Raw genomic sequence first — 11,736 nt, forward strand, 5'->3', positions numbered from 1 at the left:
CAATGCAAACGACCTTTACCCCCGAACAATTGCGCGACCCTGCGATCGAGCGTTCAAACGAGGTCTTGCGCAGTTGCGTCCATTGCGGCTTCTGCACCGCGACCTGCCCGACCTATCAGGTGCTGGGCGACGAATTGGACAGTCCGCGTGGCCGCATCTATCTGATCAAGGATATGCTGGAAAACGACCGCCCGGCGGATGCCGCGACGGTTAAGCATATCGACCGTTGCCTTGGCTGCTTGTCCTGCATGTCGACCTGTCCTTCGGGCGTGCATTATGGGCATCTGGTCGATCACGCCCGAACACATATCGAAAAGACCTATCGCCGCCCGCTACGTGATCGCTGGCTGCGGCGGGTGCTGGTGATGATCCTGCCCTATCCGGGGCGGTTCCGGATGGCGCTGCGGTTGGCGAAAATCGCCCGTCCGATGCGGAAACTGATCCCGGACGAAAGGCTGCGCGCCATGCTGGATATGGCTCCGGCCAAGGTCGCAGCGCCGTCGCCCTTTGACGCGCCCCAGACCCACAAGGCCATCGGTCAGCGGCGCAAGCGTGTCGTGATGATGACAGGATGCGCACAACGTGCGCTGGATCCGGAAATCAACGCCGCGACCTTGCGTCTGCTGACCCGGCTGGGGGTCGAGGTTGTGATTCCGAAGGGCGAAGGCTGTTGCGGCGCGCTGGTCCATCACATGGGCCGCGAGGAGGAGACCCACGGGTTCGCCGCCCGCAATATCCGCGCATGGACCGATGTAATCAACGGGACGGGGCTGGATGGCATTGTCATCAATACCTCGGGTTGTGGCACGACAGTAAAGGATTATGGGTATATCTTCCGCAATTCCGACATGGCAGCGGATGCGGCGCGGGTGTCGGCGCTGGCAATGGATATCACCGAATTTCTGACGACGCTGGATCTGCACGAAGCCAAGGCCGAGCCTCTGCGCGTAGCCTATCACGCCGCCTGTTCACTGCAGCATGGGCAGAAAGTGACGGCGGACCCCAAGCAGTTGTTGACCCGCGCCGGTTTCCAGGTGCTGTCGCCAAAAGACCCGCATCTGTGCTGTGGCTCTGCAGGGACTTACAATCTTTTGCAGCCCAAGATCGCGAATGAGCTGAAATCCAGAAAGGTCAGAGCGTTGATGGCGACCCACCCCGACGTCATCTCGGCCGGGAACATCGGCTGCATGATGCAGATCGGTTCTGCCGCAGGGGTGCCGGTAGTGCATACGGTCCAGCTGCTGGACTGGGCCTATGGTGGCCCGAAACCCGCAGCGCTGGACAATCCCAACCAGATCAAGCGCGGGGCATAGCGTCCCGCCTTCAGTTCCACCCGAGGAGAAAACTGTGACTGTCCAGATTATCCCTAAACACCCGATTCCGTCCGGCTTTTCGGATGCTTTAGTAAAGCCTGCGGATTACGCGCTGCTTTACGACGAATCGATCCGCGATCCGGACAGCTTCTGGGGCCGCGAGGGCAAGCGGTTGGATTGGATTCATCCCTATTCGAAGGTGAAGGATACCGACTTCACCATGGGCCAGGTCTCAATCAAGTGGTTCGAGGACGGGATGCTGAACGCCTCGGTCAATTGCATCGACCGGCATCTGGCAACCCGCGCCGATCAGACCGCGATCATCTTCGAACCCGATGATCCCAAGGCAACCGCCCGCCACATCACCTATGCCAAACTGTCGGAAAAGGTGAACCGCTTTGCCAATGTCCTGCTGTCGCAAGGCGTGATGCGTGGTGACCGGGTGATAATCTATCTACCGATGATCCCGGAAGCTGCCTATGCTATCTTAGCCTGCGCCCGCATCGGCGCAGTGCATTCTGTCGTCTTCGCGGGCTTTTCGCCCGATGCGCTGGCCAGCCGCATCAATGATTGCGGCGCGAAACTGGTGGTGACGGCCGATACCGCGCCTCGCGGCGGTCGCCGGACCAATCTGAAATCCAATGCCGATGCGGCGCTACTGCATTGCTCGGACCGGGTGCGTTGCCTTGTCGTCAAACATACCGGCGACCAGACCACCTGGATCGACGGCCGCGATGTCGACGTGCTGAAGATGATGGAGGAGGTCGGCCCCGACTGTCCGCCGCGCCCGATGAACGCCGAAGATCCGCTCTTCATCCTGTATACCTCTGGGTCCACGGGGCGGCCGAAGGGCGTCGTGCACACGACAGGAGGTTATCTGGTCTATGCCGCGATGACGCATGAATATGTCTTTGACTATAAGGACGGCGACATCTTCTGGTGCACGGCGGACGTGGGTTGGGTCACCGGCCACAGCTATATCATCTATGGCCCGCTGGCCAATGGCGCGACCACGGTGATGTTCGAAGGCGTGCCGACCTATCCGGATCCCGGTCGTTTCTGGGATGTTTGCGACAAGCACAAGGTCACGCAATTCTACACCGCGCCGACCGCCATCCGGGCGCTGATGGGCCAGGGGTCGGAATGGGTCGACAAGCACGACCTGTCCAGCCTGCGCGTCCTCGGCACCGTAGGCGAACCGATCAACCCCGAAGCCTGGGTCTGGTATGACCACCATGTCGGTCGGGGCCGCTGCCCTATTGTCGACACATGGTGGCAGACTGAAACCGGTGGGCATATGATCACCTCTTTGCCTGGCGCGATCGAGACCAAGCCCGGCTCGGCCACGCTGCCCTTCTTTGGCGTGAAGCCCAAGGTGCTTGACCCCACCTCGGGACAGATCATCCACGGCAACGGCGTCGAAGGCGTGCTGGCCATTGCCGACAGCTGGCCCGGCCAGATGCGCACGGTCTGGGGCGATCATGAACGTTTCATGGAGACCTATTTCCAGCAATATCCCGGCTATTACTTTACAGGCGATGGCTGCCGCCGTGATGAGGACGGTTATTACTGGATCACCGGCCGTGTCGATGATGTCATCAATGTCAGCGGCCACCGCATGGGCACGGCCGAGGTCGAAAACGCCTTGGTCGCCCATGAAAAGGTCGCCGAGGCTGCGGTCGTCGGTTATCCGCATTCGCTGAAGGGGCAGGGCATCTATGCCTATGTCACGCTGATTAACGGCGCCGATCCCAGCGATGACCTAAAACGCGAACTGGAAACATGGGTGCGCACCGAAATCGGCCCCATCGCCAAGCCCGACCTGATTCAATGGGCGCCAGGCCTGCCCAAGACCCGTTCCGGCAAGATCATGCGCCGCATCCTGCGCAAGATTGCCGAGGATGACTTCGGTGCGCTTGGCGACACCTCGACGCTGGCTGATCCCGGCGTCATCGACGAATTGATCCAGAACCGGGCCAACAGGGGGGCATGATGACGGAACTGAAAACCGCGATCCTTGTCTTTTTTGCCTACCCGGCGCTGGCAAGGGGACGCGGGCCCGGATGCTTAACCGGCCGCTGAAAAGAGCTGCTGTGAGGAACGGTTTCTCTCTACGCGGATGCTGGGTGTGGCTGGATCATGGGCAGGCAGTCCGAGTATCCTGCTTTCCGGCTCAGGCGGCGAGCAGTTTCGGGAGCCTCGCGAGGTTGCACGCCGCCATCGCCAGCGTGAAGCGGGCCCGCACGCGCTCGATGCCGCGATACAGGGTCTGCGTCATGCCGCCGACGGTTTTGACCCAGCCGAAAGGTTCCTCGATCTTCTTCCGGCGCCGCTGTGACTTGGCGTAGCCAGGGTGCCGGGTGGTTCTGCCGTCGATGGCGGAGTGTCGAGACTTCTGGGCGACATGCGGCGTGACCACCATCTGGCGCAGTTCGGCGACGAAGTCCGCGCTGTCGTAACCGCGGTCTGCGGCCAGGGTCAGGCGCCGCGTCGAACCGGGCGAGTGGCGGTGAAGCATGTCGATGGCAGCACGCCGCTCGGCGTGGCCGTCCGCCCGCGTCAGGTCGGCCTGCACGATCAGCCCGGAGCGGTTCTCCATCAGGCTATGCCCCATGAAGCACAGCATAGCGCCGGCGCCGGGGGACTTCTTGAACAGCCGTGCCTCCGGATCGGTCATCGAAGCATGGGTCGCGTTCGACCGGCGTTCGCCACGGAAGTCGACTTCGGCGTTGCGGTTGCGGCGTGTGGGGCGGGTCATTGGATCGGGCTCGGCGGTGGACTGGTCAGAGGAGGATGCGGGCGGCACACTGGAATCTGGCGGATCGCCGGGACCCTCGTCCCCGTCGGACGCAGCCCTTTCCTTCGGCTGGAAACTCTTCATCGACGCCCAGGCCTTCACCAGGGTGCCGTCGACCGAGAAATGATCTTCCGACAGCAGCGGTGCCACCTCGCGATGCGCCAGGATGGCGGCCATGATCCGGCGCAACATGTCCGTGGTCAGCAGCCGGTCGCGGTTCTTCGTGAACACGGCCGGGACCCAGACGGCATCGTCGATCCCGAGGCCCACGAACCAGCGGAACAGCAGGTTGCAATCCATCTGCTCCATGAGTTGCCGCTCGGACCGGATCGAGTAGAGGATCTGCAGCAGGCTGGCCCGGATCAATCGTTCCGGCGCGATGGAGGGGCGGCCTTCCCGCGCGTAGAGCCGGTCGAACTCGGCATCCAAGGAGCGCAGCGCATCGTTGACGACGGCCCTGATCTTGCGAAGCGAGTGTCGCGCCGGAATACGCTCCTCGAGATCGACGTAGCTGAACAGCGAGCCCGTCACCTGATCTGATCCACGCATCCCATACTCCGTCGCCATCGTAGTGGCGACGGTGAATCATGTTCCGCGACAGGCGTCGAGGCAGGAGTTTTTCAGCGGCCTGTTAAAGAGCAGTTCGGCTCAGTCCAGCTATCGACCAGGGACATGCTGCGCGCGGCAGTTGCGGCAGGGACCCCGGCCTGGCAGGCCGCGAAGCTGGCTTTGGACAGCGAGAAACTTGTGTCGGACGATATCGTGTTTGGCATCCTGAACGATCGCATGGCGCAACTGGATACTGCGGCGAGCGTCATTTTGGATGACTTCCCCCCACTGCTGTGCAGGCCGGGGCGTTAGATGGCATGCTCGCCTCTGAAAGGCGGCGTCTGTCGGCGGCAATCAACCTGATGGTCGATGATGAGGCGATAATCGAACGCGTCTCGGGCAGGCTCACCTGCGCCGGTTGCAGCGAAGGGAATCACGACAGCTTCTAGCAGCCGTCAGTTCAGGGCAGGTGTGACAAATGCGGTAGCAACGGTTTCAAGCGTCGGGCCGGTGACATTACGGACACCGTGCGCCAGCGGCCAAGCGCATACCATGCTGAAACCGCATCGCTGGTCCAACAATACGACCGGGCGGGGATTTTTGGCGCCGTCGACGCCATGCAAGATATCGTCGTGGCGTGCGAACGGCTGAACGAGATGATTTCGACCAAGTCCGGCTGAGCAGAAAGACCCGCCTGAGGCGAGTCTTTTTCGTCTCATACTTAGGCAAAGGTCCGCGTGACGAAGCGCGTATCCAGATAGGCCTCCATTGCCTCTGAACCGCCTTCGCTGCCATAGCCCGAATTCTTGACGCCGCCGAAGGGCGTTTCCGGCAGCGCCAACCCCAGATGGTTGATCGACATCATCCCAGTTTCGACCTCGGCACCCATGCGATAAGCGGCCTGATCGGATCCGGTCCAACCATAGGCGGCAAGTCCGAAGGGCAGGCGGTTCGCCTCAGTAATGGCATCGTCTAGCGAGGTGAAGCGGTTCAAGATCGCGACCGGGCCAAAGGGTTCCTCATTCATGATCCGGGCACTCAGCGGAACTTCGGAAAGAACCGTCGGCGCAAAGAACCAGCCCTCGTTGCCGACGCGGCGACCACCGCAGCGAAGCGTGGCTCCTTGAGCTACAGCATCAGCGATCAATTCGTCAATGGCGTCTAGACGTCGCGAATTCGACAAGGGCCCTAGCTGGGTATCTTCTTCGATGCCCGCCCCAATGCGCAAGCCCGAGCTGATCTCGACAAAACGGTCAGTGAACTGATCATAGGCTGCCTCTTCGATCATGAAGCGGGTTGGTGACACGCAAACCTGTCCGGCATTGCGAAACTTATGCATCACCATGGTCTGCGCAGCCTTTTCGATATCCGCGTCAGCCGTGACGATGACCGGGGCGTGACCGCCCAGCTCCATTGTGCAGCGTTTCATCTGCTGACCGGCCAGGGATGCAAGATGTTTGCCCACCTCGACCGAACCGGTAAACGAGATCTTGCGGATGATCGGACTTTTTATCAGGTAGTCCGAAATCTGTGCCGGAACGCCATAAATAAGGTTCAAAACCCCCGCAGGCAGGCCAGCATCGACGAATGCGGTGACCAGTGCGGCGGGCGATGCGGGCGTTTCCTCGGGGGCTTTGACGACCATCGAGCAACCGGCACCCAAGGCGATTGCGATCTTGCGCACCGACTGGGTGACCGGAAAATTCCATGGCGTGAATGCGGCGACCGGCCCGATGGGCAGTTTCATCGTCATCTGGATCACGCCGGGCAGGCGTGGCGGAATGATCTGGCCATAAGCGCGCCGACCTTCATCCGCGAACCAGTCGATCGTATCGGCTGCGACCGCGACCTCGATTCGCGACTGGGCGATGGGCTTGCCTTGTTCCAGCGTGATGACGCGCGCGATCGCTTCGGCGCGTTCGCGCAGAAGGTCGGCCGCGCGGCGCATGACTTTAGCCCGCGTCAGCGGAGAGGTGGCGCGCCACACCCGGAAGCCCTGATCGGCAGCCGCCAGCGCGCGGTCCAGATCGGCTGGTTCTGCCAAGGCGACCCGGCCGATTTCCATGCCAGAGGCAGGATTGTGGACGGGCATCTCGCGATTGCCGCTGCCGTCACACCAATCGCCCGCGATCAGCAGCTGTGTATTGGGATACTCAGACATGATGGTTCTTTCGTCTATATTGCGGGGCGTTCATCGATTTTTGATAGTGACGTTTCCGGTTTCTGGATCGACTTGGATCTGGTCTCCGGTTCGGATCAGGTCCGTGACGTCGCCATCCTCGAAGCGGTCGCACATGGTCAGGCCGGCCAAGGCCGCGCCCTGCGCCAGGATAGTGTTGGCCGAGTTGAACAGAATCGCTTTCGGGACGATGCCGCGGGCCTTCATCTCGTGCAGCATCCAGGCCGAGGCGACGCCGCCCTTGGCGGTGTTCAGCACTAGGATCTTGTCGTGATAGCTTTGACCCGCCAGCGCGTGGTCGGGGCGACTGAAGACGCCCTTGATACGGTCAAGGTCATAGCGAGCCGAGAAATCGTCCTTGGCCACCAGCGCTTCGCCTTCGACCGTCTGGCCGATGCCGACATGGCATTTCAGGATCGTCGTCATTGGATCACTCCGGTTTCAGCGGCGTCGATGCAGGCCGCCATGTCGGCCAGCGCGGGCTGATAGCCATAGCCGCCCAAGATGTTCACGATCTTCGCGGAATTGCTGAGGATGCGAGTCCAGCCATTGGCCTCGCCAACCTCGCGCGCGAAGCCGTTATAAAAGCAGGTGCCGACCAGCACCTTGCCGCCCGCCTGTTCGAAGGCATCGACAAAGCCCATGCGCTGCGCGTCGGGATAGACCTGCGGTGCGGCGCAGGCGAAGATCGGCACCTGGAACTCGCGGCCGCGCGACAGCTCGGCGACCATCTGCATTTCGGCCAGCGACAGTTGCGGCGCGGCAAAGACCACGACATCGACCTTGTCGCCCCGGCCACCAAAGCGCGAGCGCAATGCCCCCAGCAGATCCTCGCCCACCATCTCGACGGGCAGCTTGTCGCCGCCAACCGCGGCCAGCGTCGGCGCCTCGGGGGTGATACCGACCATGTGGAACAGCGGGGTCGAGCCATAGCTGGGCATGGCCGCGCCCATATGCTTGGCCTCGTCCGAGGTGGGCACGGCTCCCAGCCCTTCGATCACCGGCACGGCCCAATAGGACCCGGCCAACTTACCGACGGCAGCCCCCAGCAGGCCCCAATCGGTCAGGTTCTTCGGCTGCTCGGTGACGCGGAAACGCCGCGTAGCCTGCCGCTTTTCTTCCAAATGTAGGCCATAGCGCGGCGTGCGGCCGGTGAGACCGGCGGCCAGTGCCGAGGGACCGCCCTCGAAGTTCGAGCGCGCGCCGCAGATAGAGTTGGAATAGATCACGACGCCGGTATCACCAAAGGCGACGTGATCGCCTAGCACCGGCGGCATGACGGTCTGGTAGTTGATGCAGGTATTGGTCATCATAATGCCGATGCCGGTCATGGCCTCGACGATGCGACGCTCCAGCGTGGCCATTTCTTCGGTCTGGCCCAGAGGCGCATACCAGGACAGATCGACGCCGCGCGGATCGGTGATGGTCGGGATGGTGACGCGGGCCTGATCACGGCGCAGCGTTTCGAGCAGATCGGCCCCGGCTTCGCCCACGGCTTCGGGGTCGCCCATGATATGGGCCTGGCTGACAGGGACCAGGTCGGTGGCATCGAACATGCGTCCGACCTGTACAATGTGGTCGATCGCCCATCGCTTCACCGGCCCGAATTCCCCAGCAAGCATCGCTTGCTCTTCATCCGTAAGTCTCAATGTTCTCTCCTGCGTCAAAGGCTTCGTTGGTGAAAGTTGGCCGATCACATGCGATGTTCATCACTCAGACCGAACGTAGTCTCAGCGACATCCGGCACTAATAGAGCTATATAGCTCTATATCTATAAAAGGTAAACAGTTCAAGTAAAAGGTGTTATTGGCTTTGTTGCGCAAAGGGCGTGAAGCGCGGACCTCTCCTTTCCCCAGACGCAGTTATCCGACGGGCTCGGTGACAAGTATGCCGAGCGTGGTGTGGCGGTTGAGCGCAGTGGCGCGGATGTGGATTTCGGCGACCTGGCGATCGAAATCGCGCGCCATGAGGCTCTGTCCCAGCAGCTTCACGCAATGCATTGAACCGCGCCGGGTTTGCCGGAGGCTGATTGTCGTTAGTTACGCGGCCATGTTTTCAGTTTCCAGAGCTGCGTAGAAGTTGGCTTCTGCTTCGGCTGGCGGGATGTTCCCGATGGGATCGAGCAAGCGGCGGTTGTTGAACCAGTCGACCCATTCCAGCGTGTCGTATTCGACGGCCTCGAAGCGGCGCCACGGGCCGCGTCGATGGATGACTTCAGCCTTGTAGAGGCCGTTGATGGTCTCTGCCAAGGCAATGTCATAGCTGTCGCCAACACTGTCGGCTAAAGGTTCGATGCCGGCCTCGCCCAGTCTTTCCGTGTAGCGAATGGACAGGTATTGCGACCCGCGATCGCTGTGATGGACCAGCCTCATCGCTTTCGCCGGCCGTCGGTCATGGACCGCCTGCTCGAGGGCATCTAGCACGAAGCCGACCTGTGCTGAGGCGCTGACCCGCCAGCCGACGATCTTGCGCGCATAGGCATCAATGACGCAGGCGACATACACGAAGCCCGTCCAGGTGGCGACGTAGGTGAAATCGCTCACCCACAGCATGTTGGGCGCGGGAACCCGGAACTCACGGTTCACCTTGTCCAAGGGGCATGGTGCTTTCTTGTCGGGGATCGTCGTCCGGTGCGGCTTGCCGCGGAGCGAGCCTTTGTCCGCCATTGATGGAGTGGATGGCGCCCGCTTCCGGCATCGCAATGTGCCATATTGGGTGCTGTAGCAAGTCACCAATAGACGGGAGCCATCCATGAACGAAGCTATCACAATCGGGGTCGATTTGGCCAAATCTGTTTTTCAGCTGCACGGTGTTGATCAAAGCGGGAAGCTGGTTCTCCGACGGCAGCTGCGACGTAATCAGATGCTGGAATTCTTTCAAAAACAGCCTGGCAGTCTGGTCGGCATGGAAGCCTGCGCCAGTGCGCATTATTGGGCGCGCGAGCTCGGTAAATTTGGGCATGATGTGCGTTTAATGCAGCCACGATATGTGCAGGGCTACGTCAAACGCGGCAAGACGGACGCGGCTGATGCCGAGGCAATCTGTGAAGCGGTATCTCGACCTTCAATGCGGTTTGTCTCGGTGAAATCTGAGGAAACGCAAGGCCAGCTTGTCACCCACAAGGCCCGCGAATTCCTCGTGCGCCAGCAGACCCAGATCGTGAATGCGATCCGCGCCCATCTTGGTGAATTCGGGATCATCATTGCGAAGGGCATTCAAAACGTCGGTCGGGTGATCGCAGCATGCGACAGTGCGAAATTGCCGATAACCGCACGCAAGGCGCTGAACTTGCTGGCTGATCAGTTGGTCGACACGCAAAAGAAAATCGCCGAACTGACCGCCGATATTCGAACAGATTCAACATCGAGCACGGCTGCGCAACGCCTCCAGACGATCCCCGGCGTTGGCCCCATTACCGCCAGCGCTTTCGTCGCAACGTTGCCCGACATCGCGGTTTTCAAATCTGCACGCGATCTGTCCGCATGGTTGGGGCTTACGCCGAAACCCCACTCGACCGGTGGAAAGGAACGCTTGGGACGGATTTCAAAGATGGGGAACAAGTATCTACGGCGCCTGCTCTACCTTGGGGCTATGGCTCAGGTCAGTGCACGGCGTCGAGGTGGACCCGGCGACGATTGGCTGTGGAAGATCATGCAGCGGACGAAGCCAAAGCAGGCCGCGATCGCCTTGGCCAACCGCATGACCCGCAGGATCTATGCACTCTTGAAACACGGAACGGAATACCAGGCAGACTACGCCAACTGAACGACATCGGGGCCACAAACCCTGAATGAAAGGCAAGTGCATCGTGAGATGATGGCAAAAGGTGGAAAAATCGTAGCGGATACCCTGTTCGGACCGGAGCGCCTTCAAGCGCGTGCCATTGATTGGGACCAAAACGACCGCGGAATTCATCAGGGCGCGCAGCATCGCTGCATATCGGACGCCGTATACATGGCCGCACCCAACCAAATGCCAGACTTGATCGTTTCGCCCTTGCCCCGCGGGCGCCATCCATACATGGTCCGAGGACAGTGGCGAGCGCCCCGGATGTCCATGTCCCGCATGAGGCGTGCCACCGTGCAACGCGCGACAGAGAAACCTTCCCGGACAAGCTGGCGCCATAGCTTGCGGACGCCGTAGACCTTGTAGTTCTCCTCCCAGACGCGTTCGATCTCGGGCCGCAGGGTGGCATCACGACGGGCACGATCAGACAGGCGCGCCGGATCAGCCCGCTTCGCCTCAATGAACCCCGCCATCACTTCGACCGGCGGTCGAGCTCCGCCAGCGCAAAACAAGCCGACGCCTTGCGCAGGATCTCGTTGGCTTGGCGCAGCTCCCGGTTCTCCCGTTCGAGCGCCTTCATCTTCTCGGCCATATCGTTGGGAACTCCGGCCCGCTTGCCGCCATCGACCTCGGCCTTCTCGACCCAGTCGTTCAGCGTGTTCGCCGAACACCGGATCTTCGCTGCGATCGAAGTGATCGCCTGCCAGCGAGAGCCATGCTCGCCCTCGTTGCCGAGAACCATCCGCACCGCGCGCTCGCGGGCTTCAGGGGAAAATTTGTTCGTGGTCTTGCTCATGGTGCTCCATCCTTGTGTGTTCAAGGTCGGGCATACTGGGAACGCAGGTGGGACCCCGTTCCATCCCGGGGAGGTAGATCCCGCTGAGTAGCAAGGGGCCCATTTGCGCCGTCGCCATTTGAACCTGAACAGTGCAAGGGGCGCCCGTAGTGCCGACCCCGAATATCAAGGACAGGACTGTGACTTTGCCCCAAACCTACATCGGCGTGGATGTTGCGAAAGACTGGATCGACGTGTGTGACCCCGCCTCTTCCCGGCAGGAGAGGATACCAACCGACCGCCGAGATGGCTCCGTAGTTTTGCAGCGACAGTTGGC

At 61.2% G+C, this 11,736-nt stretch carries 7 protein-coding genes, 4 pseudogenes and 1 other annotated feature; of the genes and pseudogenes, 4 read left to right on the forward strand and 7 right to left on the reverse strand.

The window, feature by feature from the left end; all coding sequences use genetic code 11:
- Positions 1-2 precede the first annotated feature (2 nt).
- Together glcF and acs are read left to right on the forward strand one after the other, a co-directional pair.
- Positions 3-1,313 carry a glycolate oxidase subunit GlcF gene (gene glcF / locus NT26_RS21565; RefSeq protein WP_052642790.1) on the forward strand — a complete coding sequence of 437 codons (1,311 nt, stop codon included), beginning with the start codon at positions 3-5 and terminating at the stop codon, positions 1,311-1,313.
- A gap of 34 nt (positions 1,314-1,347) precedes the next feature.
- On the forward strand, positions 1,348-3,306 hold the full coding sequence (gene acs / locus NT26_RS21570; protein WP_052642791.1) for an acetate--CoA ligase: 1,959 nt from the start codon (positions 1,348-1,350) through the stop codon (positions 3,304-3,306).
- Positions 3,307-3,486: 180 nt separating this feature from the next.
- Here acs and NT26_RS21575 read toward each other — a convergent pair whose 3' ends face one another.
- Positions 3,487-4,659, reverse strand: coding sequence for an IS5-like element ISRsp13 family transposase (locus NT26_RS21575; RefSeq protein WP_052642793.1), 1,173 nt, complete (start codon positions 4,657-4,659; stop codon positions 3,487-3,489).
- Between the two features lie 3 nt (positions 4,660-4,662).
- On the opposite strand from NT26_RS21575, the pseudogene NT26_RS23445 reads away from it, so the two are divergent.
- Positions 4,663-5,339 (forward strand): annotated as a pseudogene (locus NT26_RS23445) (adenylate kinase family protein).
- A gap of 41 nt (positions 5,340-5,380) precedes the next feature.
- Here NT26_RS23445 and NT26_RS21585 read toward each other — a convergent pair.
- The 5 genes and pseudogenes from NT26_RS21585 to NT26_RS21605 all read right to left on the reverse strand — a co-directional run.
- A complete protein-coding gene (locus tag NT26_RS21585) occupies positions 5,381-6,820 on the reverse strand; it encodes an NAD-dependent succinate-semialdehyde dehydrogenase (protein ID WP_052642796.1) in 1,440 nt (479 codons plus the stop codon).
- A gap of 30 nt (positions 6,821-6,850) precedes the next feature.
- Positions 6,851-7,264 carry an aconitase X swivel domain-containing protein gene (locus NT26_RS21590; protein ID WP_052642780.1) on the reverse strand — a complete coding sequence of 138 codons (414 nt, stop codon included), beginning with the start codon at positions 7,262-7,264 and terminating at the stop codon, positions 6,851-6,853.
- The gene (locus tag NT26_RS21595; protein WP_052642798.1) at positions 7,261-8,487 is read right to left on the reverse strand and encodes an aconitase X; all 1,227 of its coding nucleotides are present in this window, start codon (positions 8,485-8,487) and stop codon (positions 7,261-7,263) included. The genes NT26_RS21590 and NT26_RS21595 overlap by 4 nt, the downstream gene beginning before the upstream one ends.
- Positions 8,488-8,700: 213 nt before the next feature.
- Positions 8,701-8,838: pseudogene (locus NT26_RS22915) on the reverse strand (IS5/IS1182 family transposase); the annotation flags it as partial.
- Between the two features lie 39 nt (positions 8,839-8,877).
- Positions 8,878-9,507 (reverse strand): annotated as a pseudogene (locus tag NT26_RS21605) (IS3 family transposase); the annotation flags it as partial.
- An 82-nt stretch (positions 9,508-9,589) separates the two neighbouring features.
- Between NT26_RS21605 and NT26_RS21610 the strand changes: the two are divergent.
- Positions 9,590-10,603 (forward strand): IS110 family RNA-guided transposase, encoded by a 1,014-nt coding sequence (locus NT26_RS21610; protein WP_052642802.1) that lies wholly within the window; start codon positions 9,590-9,592, stop codon positions 10,601-10,603.
- Between the two features lie 278 nt (positions 10,604-10,881).
- Here NT26_RS21610 and NT26_RS22560 read toward each other — a convergent pair.
- Positions 10,882-11,420: pseudogene (locus NT26_RS22560) on the reverse strand (IS3 family transposase); the annotation flags it as partial.
- Positions 11,045-11,139, reverse strand: a sequence feature (AL1L pseudoknot). (Overlaps the previous pseudogene by 95 nt.)
- Positions 11,421-11,736: the final 316 nt, after the last annotated feature.

It is taken from the genome of Pseudorhizobium banfieldiae, assembly GCF_000967425.1.
Taxonomy (GTDB): Bacteria; Pseudomonadota; Alphaproteobacteria; order Rhizobiales; family Rhizobiaceae; genus Neorhizobium; species Neorhizobium banfieldiae.

Excerpts from the sequence above, each read along its gene's own strand:
- NT26_RS21610 (WP_052642802.1), top strand. The coding sequence starts at position 9,590 with ATGAACGAAGCTATCACAATCGGGGTCGATTTGGCCAAATCTGTTTTT.
- NT26_RS21590 (WP_052642780.1), bottom strand. The coding sequence starts at position 7,264 with ATGACGACGATCCTGAAATGCCATGTCGGCATCGGCCAGACGGTCGAA.
- NT26_RS21575 (WP_052642793.1), bottom strand. The coding sequence starts at position 4,659 with ATGCGTGGATCAGATCAGGTGACGGGCTCGCTGTTCAGCTACGTCGAT.
- glcF (WP_052642790.1), top strand. The coding sequence starts at position 3 with ATGCAAACGACCTTTACCCCCGAACAATTGCGCGACCCTGCGATCGAG.
- NT26_RS21585 (WP_052642796.1), bottom strand. The coding sequence starts at position 6,820 with ATGTCTGAGTATCCCAATACACAGCTGCTGATCGCGGGCGATTGGTGT.